Origin of the sequence: Pauljensenia sp. UMB9872, assembly GCF_030212665.1 — a bacterium.
GTDB classification, from domain to species: domain Bacteria; phylum Actinomycetota; class Actinomycetes; order Actinomycetales; family Actinomycetaceae; genus Pauljensenia; species Pauljensenia turicensis_B.
Map to the genome: position 1 here is coordinate 1 of NZ_JASOER010000019.1, position 14,717 is coordinate 14,717.

A 14,717-nucleotide genomic window follows, 5' to 3' on the forward strand; every position below is an offset into this window, starting at 1 on the left:
AGATATATGCTTCCAGAGCATATATTTTCATCGTTAACCCAGTTCAGGGCCCATAAATCGAGAGATTCACACACACACATTTTGTCGTTTAACCCTGTTTCCCGAATCGCCTTTGTGTGGTGGCATGTGTAAACTGGGGAGCGATCCTCCGTGTGACGGTATCATCTGAACCTCCCCAGGGCCGGAAGGCAGCAAGGATAAGGGTGCGCTGCCGGGTGCGCGGAGGATCCTTTTATTTTCCGCTTATATTCCGCACAGGCGCGGAACGGGAAGGAAAACATGACGAACGCAGTCTCAGAACTTGGCACGCCCGTCGCGGAACAGCAGTTTGATCCGATCTGGCGAGCAAATCCGAACCGTTATACCGCTGAAGGCGCGAAATATCGCCGTTGCGGTCGTTCGGGTCTCGACCTGCCCATGATCTCACTCGGTCTCTGGCACAACTTCGGCGATGACCGCTCACTGTTGGATCAGCGCGACATCCTGCGCACGGCTTTCGACCTAGGTATCACCCAGTTCGATCTGGCGAACAACTACGGGGTTCCTTACGGTTCTGCCGAAGCGAACTTTGGTCGCCACATGGACCATGACTTTGCCCAGTATCGCGATGAAATGGTCATCGTGTCCAAGGCCGGTTACGACATGTGGGAAGGCCCCTACGGTGCGGGTGGCGGTGGTCGTAAGTACATCCTCAACTCGCTCGATCAGTCGCTGAAGCGCATGCACCTCGACTATGTCGACATCTTCTACTCGCACCGCTACGATGAGACGACTCCGTTGGAAGAAACGATCGGAGCACTGGATCAGGCTGTTCGTTCCGGCAAGGCGCTCTACGTTGGTATTTCCTCCTACGATCCGGAGCAGACTCGTCGCGCGGTTGAACTTGCCCGCGAAATCCGCCTGCCCCTGGTTATCCACCAGCCACGTTACTCGATGCTGGATCGCACGGTTGAAAAAGGCCTGATTGATACCTGCGGTGAGCTCGGTTTGGGCATGGCTGTTTTCAGCCCGCTCGCGCAGGGCCTGCTGACCAGCAAGTACCTCGGCGACGATCGCTTCCCTGCTGGTTCGCGCGTCGCTGAGCAGCGTTACCTGAAGACTGATGTCCTGACGGACGAGCGCGTTGAGCACCTTCGCGCCCTGAATGCTCTGGCTCGGGACCGTGGTCAGACTCTGGCGCAGATGGCGCTGGCGTGGCTACTCCGTGATGAGCGCGTTACGACTGTCCTGGTTGGTGCTTCGTCGTCGCATCAGCTCCGCGATTCCGTTGGTGCGCTCGACAAGTTAGCGTTCAGCGCCGACGAGCTTGCCTTGATTGACGAGCACTCCTTTGTGGCCTCGCTCGTGTGATCCTGTTCGGCACATCTGATTCAGATCGCGCCGACTACACGTTGAGAGGGTGCTTCGTGCCCCGTTTTCGTACGAGAAAAGCGCGCGCGACGGTGGTACGAGGCTCCTTCTTTATGTGGTTTCGGTCATTCACAGGGAGACTAAAATAGGAATAAATGGCTTGAATAAGTCCGCAATGGACTATTGATGTGATGCAAGCCCCATCTGCGAGTTTGTCATTGCGGGGCCTCGCGCGTAAAGTTGTTCTCAGCCAAACGGCAATGCGCTCGTAGCTCAATGGATAGAGCATCTGACTACGGATCAGAAGGTTGGGGGTTCGAGTCCCTTCGAGCGCGCAGCGGCCCCCCTCGGTGCGATCCACCGGCGGGGGTTCTGCGTTTCTACCGAATGATCGGTAACGAGCTCTTGGACAGAGACGTCAAAAAGCTCAGCTAGTGAATCAAGTTCGTTCAATTGCCAGGGGCGCAAGCCTTTCCACCGCTTAGTAATTGCTCCCTGAGACATTCCAAGTTCACGCCCAAGTGCTACCTGATTAATCTGCAGTCGGCCAGCGTGCGCGCGCACGTTTGAAGCAACAATATCGGCGGTGCTGACATGTTCATCTATGACTATTGCTGTGCTCATGTTGCTTATTCTAGTCCAAAAAGGACTATTTGCATTTGTGAATGATTTATTTAGTCCGGCGTGTCGGGGTGGTTTAGTGGCCTGCCCAGCCTTTGCGGATGTGTAGGGATCCGTCTTGGTATTTGCTCCGATGAGCGTGCCGTGTCAGATATTCGTGTCAGATATTGACGGTGACAATCCAGCGGTCAGTGTCGAGGAAAGCTGTTGTTTTGACCGCTGTCATTCGCAGGCCGTTGTCAGCGCGCATGCGTTCCATAGTGTCTGCGACCTGTTCGTGATTGAAAGTGGCGATCGGCTTACCCAGGCAGTTCACTTCCAAGTAGCCATCGGAGAACCCGCCGTGCACGATGAGCATGCAGTGAAACTCTGCAGGAGCATCTGCGCTGGTTGGAGGCCATTTTTCTTTGCGCGCACGACGTGCAATCGTGACGTCAAGGTCGTGCGACGGCTCCAATTGCGTCCAGTTGTCCGACTCGGCAACGATGAGTGTCGGTTCTTTGTATCCGAATAGCTTCTGGAAGAAATCCATGGGTTAAGTGTGGCACGAGGCCACCTACTTCTGCTGGTCATGCTCTTGTTCAGAGGGCGGAGGATGGAGGCGAAACTCGGTTGGCTCAAAATGCGGGGAGTCCAGTGGCTTCAGAATGCGGGGAGTCCGGTGGCTCAGAATGCGGGGAGTCCGGTGGGCGGGGTGACAACCCACGGGTCAAGGGGGAGTGCTCGCAGGGCGTCGATGGGGAGAGTGTCTGCAATGTCGATGGCGGTTCGCGCTCCGTCGATTCCCAAGGAACGACCAATCCATTCGACGGCATTCTCCGTGGTCCATCCAAGTTCATGTAGGTCAGCGAGGGTAACGGCTCCGTCGCGCTTCGCGAGGCGAGAGCCCGCCTCGTTCAATGCCAGTGGCACGTGAACGTAAGTTGGGACCGCGATTCCGAGCAGCGTTGCCAACGCCGCTTGAGCGGGCGCTTGAGACAACAGATCGTCGCCTCGTACCACTTGGTCGACATGCTGGAAGCCGTCATCGACCACCGTGGCCAAGTTGTACGCGGGCACGCCGTCAGCGCGACGCAGCACGAAGTGATCGACGGGGCCGGTGAAAGAACCGTGGAGTTCGTCGAATACGGTCCACTCGCTTGCTGGGGCGCGAAGGCGGAGCGCGGGAGTGCGCCCGAGTTCGGCGAGCTGTTGACGTCGAACCTCGCGCTCAGTGTCAGTCAGGTTGAGGCACGTGCCGGGGTAGTGACCCGGCGGAACATGGGGAGCAGACGCGGCTTCTTTAATGTCCTTGCGGGAGCAGTAGCACTCGAACGCATATCCCTGCTCGACCAGGTACTCGAGCGCCTGCATGTGTGCGGCAGAACGCGTCGTCTGCACCAGTATTGTGCCATCCCAGTCCAGTCCGATTGCTTTCAGGTCAGCGATCTGGCGGTCGGCGCTGCCCGAACGCACGCGGTCAATATCTTCCATGCGCAGGACAAACGAGCGCCCGCTATTACGCGCCCAGGCCCAAGCGAGGATCGCGGTCCGCAGATTCCCGACGTGAAAATCCCCGGTAGGAGAGGGCGCAAAACGCCCCACACCTTGCTGAATGAGGGAACCGCTGGTCATGGGTTTAGTGTACAAACTGCGCCGATAGGGCAGGCTGATCGTTCCTGCCCGAGTCTCGTGAACCGTAGACTGGACGCGATGAATGATTCTGCGAAGCCCGTCCAGCGCCTCTGGCCGTATGTTGCCGTTGGTGGTGCGTTGGGCGCGCTTGTTCGCGCTGGCGTGGACTATCTGACAGTGTTCTTTCCCGATTCTGAGGTCATTTCGCACGCGGTTCCCATCATGTGGTCGACGGTTCTCGTGAATCTTCTCGGCGCGTTTGTGCTTGGTGTGGTCGTGCCGCTTTTTACTGATCCCTCACGCGAGCGTGTGCGCCTGCTGGTTGTCACCGGCTTCCTGGGAGCGTTCACGACCTACGGCACGCTGATCGCTGCAACTGCGAATGGGATGATCGCGTCCGGATCTATTGTTGGGGCGATTGTTCCGGCGCTCGCGTCGCTGACGTTGCTTTTCTTTGGCGTCGTGTGCGCGGGGTGCGGTTGTGCGCTGGGCCGCTTCGTAAAGTTCGGCGTTTTCGAGGTCGTTGAGGTGAGTGACGAGGCCGGGTCCAGCGTTTCATCTCCGTCTTCTGATGCGGCCGGGATGATCGACCGTGACACCTTCGCTGAGGAGGAACAATGATCGTTCTCTTCAGCGTGCTCGGCACGGCCCTCGGCGGAGCAGTCGGTGCCCTCTCGCGCTGGAAACTCGATCTGGCTGTAAAAACCAGGTGGATGGGCAAGCGCGCGTTGGCTGGAAAGCCTCTCCGCCCTTACGTCGGCATCGTGGTCGTCAATACGGTGGGTTGTTTCCTGCTTGGCCTTCTGACCGGGATCCTCCCGCTACTCGCGGTCCTTGTCGCCGGCGGCTCTAAGGTCGACTATTCGGGCGTCACCGGAACCGTGCGCTTTGCCCTGTCAACGGGTTTCCTTGGTGGCTTCACCACGTTCTCAACCGCGGTCCTGGATGCTTGGACCGAGGTGGGGGCTCATCGGGTCCGCGCCGGAATGAGTCTGATTGTCGTCGGCTGGGTGAGCGGCCTCGTCGCCTATCTGCTGGGACTTGGATTAACGGCACTCGTCTCCTATCTGCTGGGGATCGGATGAGCTGTATCTGTCGCCTAAGGTGAAATTCGCGATCTGGATTACTGTTCGCACGCTGACGGTTACCGAAATGTGATCGCATAAAACTGCAGGTCAGGCTCACTTTTATTTCACATCGTGGCGTTACGTAACAGAAAATTTGGGTGGCGCGGACTTGCCTCCTATGCTGAAAACATCAACGCAGCACGAAAACGCGCCGAAAATCCGGCGCGCACGATCTGAATCGAAGGAGGGCGTCATGATTGACCTTGCCGGAGTGCGAAAGGTTTACTCCGTCAAAGGCGGCAACGAGGTTGTTGCGCTCGACAACGTCACCCTCCACGTTGAACGTGGTTCCATCCACGGAATCGTTGGCCAGTCTGGTGCGGGCAAGTCAACGCTCATCCGATGCCTGACCGCGCTTGAACACCCCAGTGACGGCAATATCGTCGTCGACGGGCTCGACCTGGCGCAGTTGCGTGGCAAAGCCCTGCGAGAAGCTCGTCGCAAGATCGGCATGGTCTTCCAGGCCGCGAACCTGCTGGACTCGCGCACCGCGGCGCAGAACATCGGTTACCCCCTGAAACTTGCGGGCGTACCGAAGGATCAGATCAAAGCGCGCGTTGAAGAACTACTTGCCCTTGTCGGTCTTTCTGGACGAGGCGACTCATATCCGTCTCAGCTTTCCGGTGGTCAGCGTCAGCGCGTCGGCATTGCTCGAGCGCTCGCGGACAATCCCAGCGTTTTGCTGTGTGACGAGCCCACCTCCGCGCTCGACACCGAATCGACGCGCCAGATTCTGGAACTCATCCGCAAGGTTCGCGACTTAGAAGGTGTGACCGTTCTGGTCATCACCCACGAAATGGCTGTCGTCCGCGAAATCTGCGACTCCGTTACCCTGCTCGGTCACGGTCGCGTTATCCAGACGGGCACTGTCGAAGAGGTCGTTGCCGACCCGTCCAGCCCACTCTCGCGTGAACTCGTTCCCGCACCGTCCGTTGACGATGCTGACCTGCGCGAAGGCACCACGCTTCTCGACGTTATCTTCACATCGCACCCCGGCGTGCCCACCGGTGCGACCGTTCTGAACCTCGCCGCCTCAATGGGCGCCGATGTGACAGCCGGAACCTTCGAATCTATCGGAATGACTCAGGTTGGTCGCCTGGCACTCTCCGTGCCCAGCTATCACTCGAAGCAAATTCTTTCTGAACTGCGTGAACACGACATCTACGCCGAGGTGAGGTCCGCATGACACCCGTTCTTCCCTCCCTCTACACGTCGCTTGTAGGCCTGTTGCCCGCAGGGTTGCTACCTGCTGGGCTCCTGTCCGTTGGTGTGAACGACCCGAAGTGGCTGGATAACCCGGCGCTGACGAAGCAGTTCCTGCCGGCAATCGGAGAAACCCTGGCGATGATGGGCTTCTCCACGCTGTTCACCGTCCTGCTCGGTATTCCGCTTGGTCTGTTGCTTGTTCAGACTGCCAAGAATGGCCTGACTCCGAACAAGACCATCTACCAGACCGCGTCGGCGATCGTGAACGTCATCCGCTCGCTGCCGTTCATCATCGGCATCGTCGTCCTACTGCCCGTTACCCGCATCATTGTGGGAACAACGCTCGGCTGGCAGGCAACCGTCGTCCCACTCGTGCTCCTATCGGTGCCGTACTTCGCGCGCCTCGTCGAATCGAACATTCTTGCGATCGACTCCGGCAAAATCGAAGCAGCCCAGATGATGGGCGCAACAAACCGCCAGATCCGCTGGGGCGTTCAGGTTCGCGAAGCCGCACCTGCGCTGGTGCAGTCCACGACCACGCTTGCTATTACTCTGATCGGCTACTCCGCAATGGCGGGTGCCGTTGGCGGTGGTGGCCTTGGGCAGATGGCCATCAACTACGGCTACAACCGTTGGCAGGACGACGTCATGATCGCCACGGTTATCGCGATTATCGTGATCGTCCAGCTGGTTCAGATGATTGGTGACATGATCAGCCGACTGGTGGATCACCGCTGAGTCGACCACCAGTCGGGTAACCGACAGGCCAGCACTGTTCAATCAATCGTTTCACATCGAGTGACCATTCAGTGGTCTATTTCGTTACACAGTCTTCATACCCGGACGTCTGTGCTCCCCTTGGGGTTGAGCGACTACGTTTCTAGGTAACAACACAGAAAGAGGAATTCTCATGCGTTCCATCCGTAATCTTGTCGCTGCTGGTGCAGCAACCGTCCTTGCCCTCGGCCTCGCAGCGTGTGGCTCCGCCGATTCCGACTCGTCCGCTTCCGGCTCTGCAGGTTCCGCTTCCGGCGACACCATCACCCTGAAGGTTGGCGCCACCCCGGCACCGCACGCAAAGATCCTGCAGTACATCCAAGACAACCTGGCAGCTGACGCGGGCCTGAACCTCGACATCGTTGAGTACACCGACTACATCCTGCCGAACTCCGCCCTGAACGACGGCGAGATCGACGCGAACTTCTACCAGACCGTCCCCTACCTGGAGACCGCTGAAGCAGAAAACGGCTACGACTTCACCGCCGGTGAAGGTATCCACCTTGAGCCGCTCGCAATCTACTCGTCGAAGATCAAGTCGCTGGACGAACTGCCAGCAGGTGCAAAGATCGGCATCATCGATGACGTCACCAACCAGTCTCGTGCACTGACGCTGCTCTCTCAGCAGGGCCTCGTCGAACTGCCGACCGACGGTTCCGACGCCAACGTGAACAACGTGAAGATCCTCGGCGACTTCACCTTCCAGGAAGTTCAAGGCGCCCAGCTGGTTCGCTCCCTGCAGGACGTTGACATCGCCGTTATCAACGGCAATTACGCCCAGGAAGGCGGCCTGTCGCAGGCTAACGACGCCCTGGTCGTCGAGTCCCCCAAGAACAACCCGGCAGTGAACGTTCTCGTCTGGAAGGCCGACACTGACAAGGCCGAAGCGATCACGAAGCTTGAAGAATTGCTCCACTCCGATGAGGTCAAGTCCTACATTGAACAGACCTGGGCCGACGGCTCCGTCATCCCCGCGTTCTGATTGGTACTGCTGACCAGTCACCGTTGCTGATTGGCGAGCTTGGTAGCTGACCAGCCAACTTCCGGGGGACAGTTCACTGGTCGGGGTGGCCCTCAGCTCAACTCAAGTGCTGGTCGCTACCGAATAGCTTCGCTTGTCTGCGTGAATGCTTGTTCAAGTCGCGGTCAGCGTAATCAGTGCGATCAGTGAGTTTCCAGCGCGAACTCGGCGTCCGGTTCCTTGGTGAAGCGGTTGCGCAGGTCGCGACGGAAGATTTCAATGACCCACATCCAGACGATGTGGCCGAAGATCTCGGAGAAGTGCTCCTGCCACGGCTGATCCCACGGTGCCGGGACGATGCCCATGAGTGGCATGAGGATGACGTGGAAGCCGATCCACACGAGGATGCCGAAGACGGCGCCTTGCCAGAGCTTGACTTGCGGGAAGCGCTCAGCGAGCACGCAGTAAACGATGGCGACGACGATCGAGAAGGAGAAGTGGATGATGAAGGACATCCACGGCAGGCCTTCGTTGCCGTTGAAGGTGTAGGTGGCGTGCGTGAGGTCGGGGTTCATGCCGAACAATTCAAGCAGGGACTGCGGCGGGTTGGTGGCGTTGCGTTCCGGCGTACGCGGGGGCAGTGGTACCTCCCAACCGAATTTGATGATGGCGGAGATGATGCCGCCGATGAGGCCAACAAGTGCTGCAACGCCGTACTTGCGACGCTTCGGATCAGTCTGTGTGATGTTCATGCTGTCAGCATATGCCAATCGGTTGATAGTATGTAAGCGATTAAACGCTTCACATCACATGTAAATCTCTGGCGCTGAGTAAACAACCAGGGATATTCGTCCTCGTTGTTCATGTGTTGAATCCTAAGAGAGCCGAAGGAGCAAAAAGCAGAGAGCCACCCCGAGTGGAGTGGCTCTCTACTTCAGATATGTACGGCGTTCACTATGAAAGTGAACGTGCATGCAACAGCGTCAGTCAACGATGCCGTAAAGACGGTCGCCAGCGTCACCGAGACCCGGGACGATGTAGGACTTCTCGTTGAGGTGGTCGTCAACAGCAGCGACAACAACCTTGACGTCTGCGCGGTCGCCGACTGCTTTTTCAAGTTCGGCGATGCCCTCCGGAGCTGCGAGAATGCAGACGCAGGTGACATCCTTGGCGCCACGTTCAAACAGGTAGTTCGTTGCTGCGACCATGGTATGACCGGTGGCGAGCATCGGGTCGAGGATGAAGCACTGGCGACCGGACAGGTCGTCGGGCAGGCGGTTGGCGTAGGTTTCGATTTCGAGGGTGTCCTCGTCGCGACGCATGCCGAGGAAGCCGACTTCTGCGGTCGGGACTAGGCGGGTCATGCCTTCGAGCATGCCCAGGCCTGCGCGCAGGACGGGGACGACGATAGGGCGCGGTTCGGAGATCTGCAGGCCAACGGTTGGGGCGACGGGCGTGTTGATCGCGGTTTCGGAAACGGCGACGTTGCGCGTGGCCTCGTAGGCGAGCAGTGTGACGAGCTCGTCGACGAGCTGGCGGAAGGTTGCGGACGGCGTTTCGCGGTCGCGCAGAACGGTGAGCTTATGGCTAACAAGCGGGTGGTCCGCGACATGAAGATGCATAGTTCAAGGCTACCGCGCGCGGGCGGGCAGTGGGTAGCGCGCCGGCGTTTTCGTGATTATTCCGCCTCGGTGCCACTTGTGTTTGATGGGGGACGAGGCCCGGATCCGTAATGTGAGGGTGATTCCTTGATTGCGCCGGACGATATTGGGACGATGTATCAGGTGGAGAGATAGGCGGATTTTTGAGTGAAAGGCGCGTGAAAAAGCCGTTTTTCCTGAGAGTTTCCTGCACGGTTGGATAGTGCGATTCAATTTGTATATGCCTGCCGGTAGGCTGTAGGCGTGACACCAATGGACCGTTATCGTGACGCGATGAGTCGCGCTTTGTTCTACGCCAACCAGGCCCGTGAATCGGGCGATGTGCCGGTTGGTGCCGTTGTCATTGATTCGCTGGGGCGGATTGTTGGTAAGGGCTGGAATACTCGCGAGGCCGCGCATGATCCGTGCGGTCACGCAGAGATCAATGCGCTTCGCGAGGCTGGCAAGACCTTGAAGCGTTGGAATCTTGTGGGCTGCACGCTGGTTGTCACGCTTGAGCCGTGCACGATGTGCGCGGGGGCGGCATTGGCGTCACGTGTTGATCGCGTGGTGTTTGGCGCGTGGGATCCGAAGGCTGGCGCGGCGGGTTCGTTACGTGATGTGTTGCGTGATTCTCGGATGAATCACAGCCTTGAGGTCATTCCGGGTGTCTTAGGTGTCGAAGCCACGATCCAGCTGAAAGCGTTCTTCCAAGACAAGCGCGAAACTACGGCTGAGCCGACGGGGCGTGGTGCTCTGGCAAGTGAGCCAGTTGTTGTCCCTACCTTCGAGACTATTGCGTCGTGGAATCACCCGGATTCGCTCGAGTCTTCGGACTCCGTTTCAGACAGTGACATGGAAGCGAAGAACTCTGAAGAGCCTACGCAGCAGTCTGTTACGACGTTGCTTCCGCAGATGGAGCGAGCTTCGCAACCAGTGTCTGATCGGGTGAAACCCGAAAATTCGGGCCTCGTCGCTTCAAAGGTGGATGCGGTGCCAGCTAGGGAAACGACGTCCGCTGTATCTGCGCCCACTCGCGCAAAGCATGCGGGCACCCCGGCAGATGTGCGCATAGTGGCGGGTATTTCGTTGCGTAGTCACGCGTTTCAGCGGGCGAAGCACTGATCGGTGCGCGGTTGGCAGAATGCCTGCATAACGACGGGGACAAGGTGTGGAACGTATCGCATGGGCGGACCTCGTGTGGAGTTTGCCGGCGACTTCTGTTTATACTTGTGCGCATTGGTAGCGTGTCCGAGCGGCCGAAGGTGCAGCACTCGAAATGCTGTGTGGTGTAACAGCCACCCAGGGTTCAAATCCCTGCGCTACCGCCAGAGTGTCCCGCAGTCGTTGACTGCGGGACACATTTTATGCCGAGCGTCTGCACCCCGTGGCGTATTCGGCAATGACTTAGAAGCCGGCGCCTCGCATAACGTTCATCATGGAGCGGACGTGTTCGCGCGTGTCGATGATGGGTGCAACGAAGGCGTTCCATGCGCGGATTGACATGAGGGTGACAGCCGTCGAAATGATCGACGTGATGATCGCGGATGCGAGCGTCGCAGTGCCGGTCAAGACCGCAGTGATGATTACGATCAGGCTGACGGCGCTGGCGCCCCATTCCCACCAGCGGGTGATGCCTCGTGTCGTGCTGTTGTTCATGTGGTGCACCGTTGTCGTGAATGAGACGCAGAATGCGACCGCTGAGACGACGAAGGGAATGGAGCCGGTGGATGCGGAAGCGAAGATTCCGCTGAGCAACCATGAGAGCCAGGTGATAAACACGAATGCGGTTGCTCGCCCGTTTTCTGCGCGTTTACGCAGGTAACTCCAGGTGGCGAATGTGATTGCGATGGCGACGAGCGTTGAAATAAGTCCCGTCGCAACGAGTGCTGACGTGCTTGCCAGCATTGTGTTCAACGGTGCTGTAATTCCTGCGATTGCTGGGATCAGGGAGGTGAACGCTAGGAGCATGTTCAGGATGAGTGCGACGAGGAGAGAAATCCCCAAGACCTGCAGGCTGGGCAGTTGTGTTTCGCTCAGGCGTGCGGTGGGGATTGAGTCACCGGAGTATTCTCGCCCGACGTTTCCTGAGGTGTACGAGGCCGTGCCCGCTTGGGTGGTCGTCGGCTGGGGTGCGGTCTGCTCGTTGGTGCCCGGCGTTGAACGCTGGGTGAAGCGAACGTGGTCGCGCGAATCCAGCGTGGAGTTGCCGGCCGAAGATGCTGATCCCGCGGAGGGGCGCCCACTGGGGGTGGGATCATCGAAGATGAGTTCGACTTCGCGAGGTTCGGGGCTACCGATGGTGCTCATGGGTATATTCCATCGCACTCGTCTGAATGTTTCCTGAATCTTGGCTGAGCAAGAGCTTGTGTGCGCTGTAGACGAACAAACGGCGCAAGCTGGCCGAGTATGACCGTTATTCGATTGCGGTATCGTCCACAAGACCGACGAGGAAACCGTCTTCGTCAATCACGGATCCGCCGACGGCGGTGACGATGATTTCTGCGACCTTCTCAATGTCACGCGATGAGCGCATGCGCTCCAAACGCGCTGTTCGTGACACTCCGGTCGGTGGCTCAAGCATTCCTACCGGCAACCATTTCAGGTGATATTCGATGATGACGCCCGTTGTCCACGACTCCCAACGCAGAACCTGGGGGGGACGAGGAATCGGCTCTACTTCGATCATCAGATCTGACCGGTTCGCGATCGGGGTGACAAGCGCGTACCCGGCAACAACTTCGGGGGTGGCACCGACTTCTTTCGCTGTCTTTTCGGCCAGTTCGCGTGCTTTCGCGATCTTTGTCGCGATATCTGTGCGGATTGTTCCAGGTTCCGCAGTGATCGCAGCATTTTTTTGAACCATCTGCTGCGCGGACTGCGGTGCGGGAGTGGCAATCTGACGTGAATCTGTGAGCTGTGGGAAATGAGGCTTTAGCAGGTTCAACAGGTCCTCAGGATCCAGCCAGCGTGGAGTGTATACGGTCAACGAAACCGCTGAATCAGGATCCGGGGCGATCATCTTCCCCGAATCGGCGACGCGAACAGCGCCACCCAGGCGTCGAGCCATCCGCTTCAGTGCGGTCAAAATCCGGTACTCTAGGCCGACGGGAACTCCATCGGGGAAAACGCTTGCCCACTCGTCGAGGACGGCAAGCTGAGGATCCACGGGATTTCTGCGCGACTTTGGGCATTCCAACACCCACACGTTTGTTAGTGAAGCGGGGGTCTTGAGCGTCTTACGTAGAGTTGCGTCAATGCTCCACGGTCCCACCAGTCGTGCCTCGCCAACAAGGTGTAGCTGACCGGCTCCCTCCCAGCGAGCTTCATCCCAAATTGACAGGGCGAGTGCCTCAATTTCTAAAGGATCTACTTCATCGGCCAATAACAGCAGATGATGTTCAGAGGCTGTGGCCTCGTCGATTGAACGCGCGGGAGCGGAAGTCGAAATTGTTGCCGAAATTGGAGCAACCTGCGACGTCTGCGAAACGCCTTCGGCGCCAACGGAGAAGGTTTGCGAAAACTCGGACAGAGAGGTGATGGCATTCAACGACGTTGAGGTGAGCGACGTTGAATCACCAACATAATCTTCGGTCAACGAGGAGCGTGAACGCGAAGATGCGTCTGCCATGCGATCGCGCAAAGAGCGACGCGCCGGCGCACCGGGAACACTATTCGTCCCAGTGCCCTCGTTGTTATCCGAAACCTCGTCTGACACGTTCGTTCAACGCTCGATTCGAGTGCGGTTGAAACGCAGGTGCGTGCGCGACGGAGTCGGGCCACGCTGACCCTGGTAGTGCGAACCCAAACCGGATGAACCGTAGGGGTGCTCCGCCGGAGATGACAGATCGAAGAAGCACAGCTGGCCAATCTTCATGCCCGGGTAGAGCAGGATAGGCATGGTCGCCGTGTTCGAAAGCTCCAGCGTGACGTGGCCGGAGAACCCGGGATCAATGAAGCCAGCGGTCGAGTGCGTCAGCAGACCCAAGCGACCAAGCGACGACTTACCTTCAAGACGCGCTGCAATGTCATCACCCAAGGTGACCAGTTCGTAGGTTGCTCCCAGTACGAACTCGCCCGGGTGCAGAACGAACGGCCGATCCGGCCCCACATCAACCTGATGCGTCAGATCTGTCTGATCAGCGGACGGATCAATCACGGCGTAACGGTGGTTGTCGAAAAGACGGAACAACCTGTCCAAACGCACGTCAATACTTGCGGGCTGAATCAGGTCCCGATCAAGCGGGTCCAGCTGAATACGCCCAGAATCAAGGCCGGCATTAATATCGCGATCGCTCAATAGCATGGCCCAATTGTTTCACATTCACGGCGACCGTTTAGGCTGATGGTCATGTCCTCTTCCTCTTCTGGCGCTGTTCGTGGCGAAAGTGCGCCCGCAAGCTCGGCCTCGACCACTCGGCAGGCCAAACGCAACGAGGTGCTGATCGGCCTCGTGAATTGGATGAAGAAAAACAAGCGCGAACTCCCTATGCGCGCCGAGGACGTGACACCGTGGGGAACTCTGGTTGGCGAAGTGATGAGCCAGCAAACACCCATGCCTCGTGTCCAACCGATTTGGAGCCGGTGGATGCAATTGTGGCCGACGCCCGCTGCGCTCGCGGCTGCTCCTGCGTCGCGGGTTCTGGTCGAGTGGGGGAGGCTCGGCTATCCGTCGCGCGCACTGCGCCTTCGCGAGTGTGCGATCGTCATTAGTGAGCGCCCAGGTGGCCAGGTTCCCGCCGACTTTGAGTCGTTGTGTAGTCTGCCGGGCATCGGCCCGTACACGGCATCTGCGCTGATGTCGTTCCAGTTTCATGAGCGTCGCGCGGTGCTCGATACGAATATTCGACGTGTGATTGCGCGAATTTTCAGCGGGATTGAGCGACCTGCATCTTCGTCGCCGACTCGCGTCGAGAGGGAGCTCGCCGATTCCCTGCTACCGTCGTCGGGCGCTGAGTGTGCGACGTGGAACCTTGCGCTGATGGAGTTCGGGGCGATCTCGTGCACATCGAAGAATCCCGCGTGTGATACGTGTCCGCTTGTAGCCGAGTGCGCATGGTTCGTTGCCGGGCGTCCAATGGTCGAGGTCAAGAGAAAGTCTCAGGCCTGGGCGGGCACGGACCGGCAGGCGCGCGGGCGAGTGGTGCAACTGTTGCGCGACCTGCACGTTTCCGGGGACTCATCAGCTTCTTCCGCCAGTTCCGATTCTCCCGTTGCTTCCGGTGATTCGTCAGCTACCGGCAATGTACCTTCCCCAATCGACGAGGCCGCCCCGACAGTTTCGTACTCTGCGGCGTTAGAAGTGGCGACCTTACCGGGTAGTGACCTTGACCAGGCTCCCCGTGTGATCGAAGGCTTGCTTGCCGATGGTCTGCTGGTGCGCGTCGGCGAGGATCGCCTAGCTCTTCCGCGCTGATTGTC

General features: G+C 58.5%; 16 protein-coding genes, 2 tRNA genes and 1 other RNA gene. 11 read left to right on the forward strand and 8 right to left on the reverse strand.

All coding sequences use genetic code 11. The features are described 5' to 3' along the window. Positions 1-139: 139 nt before the first annotated feature. From ffs to QP109_RS07780, 3 genes are all read left to right on the forward strand, one after another. Positions 140-235, forward strand: an RNA gene (gene ffs / locus QP109_RS07770) — signal recognition particle sRNA small type. A gap of 44 nt (positions 236-279) precedes the next feature. Then, the gene (mgrA, locus tag QP109_RS07775; protein WP_285024228.1) at positions 280-1,350 is read left to right on the forward strand and encodes an L-glyceraldehyde 3-phosphate reductase; all 1,071 of its coding nucleotides are present in this window, start codon (positions 280-282) and stop codon (positions 1,348-1,350) included. A 262-nt stretch (positions 1,351-1,612) separates the two neighbouring features. After that, a tRNA-Arg gene (locus QP109_RS07780) sits at positions 1,613-1,685 on the forward strand. On the opposite strand, the gene QP109_RS07785 is transcribed toward QP109_RS07780, so the two are convergent. The 3 genes from QP109_RS07785 to gluQRS form a co-directional block, all read right to left on the reverse strand. Further along, positions 1,651-1,974 carry a helix-turn-helix domain-containing protein gene (locus QP109_RS07785; protein WP_285024229.1) on the reverse strand — a complete coding sequence of 108 codons (324 nt, stop codon included), beginning with the start codon at positions 1,972-1,974 and terminating at the stop codon, positions 1,651-1,653. The genes QP109_RS07780 and QP109_RS07785 overlap by 35 nt on opposite strands. A 157-nt stretch (positions 1,975-2,131) precedes the next feature. Beyond that, the gene (locus tag QP109_RS07790) at positions 2,132-2,503 is read right to left on the reverse strand and encodes a hypothetical protein (RefSeq protein ID WP_285024230.1); all 372 of its coding nucleotides are present in this window, start codon (positions 2,501-2,503) and stop codon (positions 2,132-2,134) included. 134 nt (positions 2,504-2,637) lie between these two features. Then, positions 2,638-3,585, reverse strand: a complete 948-nt coding sequence (gene gluQRS, locus QP109_RS07795) for a tRNA glutamyl-Q(34) synthetase GluQRS (RefSeq protein ID WP_285024231.1) — start codon at positions 3,583-3,585, stop codon at positions 2,638-2,640. Between the two features lie 78 nt (positions 3,586-3,663). Here gluQRS and QP109_RS07800 point away from each other — a divergent pair, with 78 nt between their 5' ends. From QP109_RS07800 to QP109_RS07820, 5 genes are all read left to right on the forward strand, one after another. Then, entirely contained in the window at positions 3,664-4,206 is a 543-nt protein-coding gene (locus QP109_RS07800; protein WP_285024232.1) for a fluoride efflux transporter FluC, read from the forward strand. Then, positions 4,203-4,670, forward strand: a complete 468-nt coding sequence (locus QP109_RS07805) for a fluoride efflux transporter FluC (RefSeq protein WP_285024233.1) — start codon at positions 4,203-4,205, stop codon at positions 4,668-4,670. Before QP109_RS07800 ends, QP109_RS07805 begins: the two co-directional genes overlap by 4 nt. 235 nt (positions 4,671-4,905) lie before the next feature. Further along, entirely contained in the window at positions 4,906-5,898 is a 993-nt protein-coding gene (locus tag QP109_RS07810) for a methionine ABC transporter ATP-binding protein (RefSeq protein WP_101628696.1), read from the forward strand. Further along, complete coding sequence (locus tag QP109_RS07815; RefSeq protein WP_285024234.1) at positions 5,895-6,656, forward strand: methionine ABC transporter permease; 762 nt, start codon at positions 5,895-5,897, stop codon at positions 6,654-6,656. Before QP109_RS07810 ends, QP109_RS07815 begins: the two co-directional genes overlap by 4 nt. A gap of 172 nt (positions 6,657-6,828) precedes the next feature. Further along, positions 6,829-7,677, forward strand: coding sequence for a MetQ/NlpA family ABC transporter substrate-binding protein (locus QP109_RS07820; protein WP_285024235.1), 849 nt, complete (start codon positions 6,829-6,831; stop codon positions 7,675-7,677). 182 nt (positions 7,678-7,859) lie between these two features. Here the strand turns inward: QP109_RS07820 and QP109_RS07825 are convergent, their stop codons facing one another. Both QP109_RS07825 and upp read right to left on the reverse strand, forming a co-directional pair. Continuing rightward, positions 7,860-8,408: a YagU family protein gene (locus QP109_RS07825; protein ID WP_101628700.1), complete on the reverse strand. Its 549-nt coding sequence runs from the start codon at positions 8,406-8,408 to the stop codon at positions 7,860-7,862. A 231-nt stretch (positions 8,409-8,639) separates the two neighbouring features. Beyond that, on the reverse strand, positions 8,640-9,278 hold the full coding sequence (upp, locus tag QP109_RS07830; protein ID WP_270773476.1) for a uracil phosphoribosyltransferase: 639 nt from the start codon (positions 9,276-9,278) through the stop codon (positions 8,640-8,642). Positions 9,279-9,569: 291 nt separating this feature from the next. On the opposite strand from upp, the gene tadA reads away from it, so the two are divergent. Further along, positions 9,570-10,421, forward strand: a complete 852-nt coding sequence (gene tadA / locus QP109_RS07835) for a tRNA adenosine(34) deaminase TadA (RefSeq protein ID WP_285024236.1) — start codon at positions 9,570-9,572, stop codon at positions 10,419-10,421. Positions 10,422-10,537: 116 nt separating this feature from the next. Then, positions 10,538-10,627 (forward strand) — tRNA-Ser (locus QP109_RS07840). Positions 10,628-10,703: 76 nt separating this feature from the next. On the opposite strand, the gene QP109_RS07845 is transcribed toward QP109_RS07840, so the two are convergent. The 3 genes from QP109_RS07845 to dcd form a co-directional block, all read right to left on the reverse strand. After that, the gene (locus QP109_RS07845) at positions 10,704-11,606 is read right to left on the reverse strand and encodes a hypothetical protein (RefSeq protein ID WP_285024237.1); all 903 of its coding nucleotides are present in this window, start codon (positions 11,604-11,606) and stop codon (positions 10,704-10,706) included. A 106-nt stretch (positions 11,607-11,712) separates the two neighbouring features. Continuing rightward, on the reverse strand, positions 11,713-13,014 hold the full coding sequence (locus QP109_RS07850; RefSeq protein WP_285024238.1) for a PRTRC system protein E: 1,302 nt from the start codon (positions 13,012-13,014) through the stop codon (positions 11,713-11,715). A 6-nt stretch (positions 13,015-13,020) separates the two neighbouring features. Further along, the gene (dcd, locus tag QP109_RS07855; protein WP_101628705.1) at positions 13,021-13,602 is read right to left on the reverse strand and encodes a dCTP deaminase; all 582 of its coding nucleotides are present in this window, start codon (positions 13,600-13,602) and stop codon (positions 13,021-13,023) included. A 45-nt stretch (positions 13,603-13,647) separates the two neighbouring features. Between dcd and QP109_RS07860 the strand changes: the two genes are divergently transcribed. After that, a complete protein-coding gene (locus tag QP109_RS07860; protein ID WP_285024239.1) occupies positions 13,648-14,712 on the forward strand; it encodes an HhH-GPD family protein in 1,065 nt (354 codons plus the stop codon). Positions 14,713-14,717 lie beyond the last annotated feature (5 nt).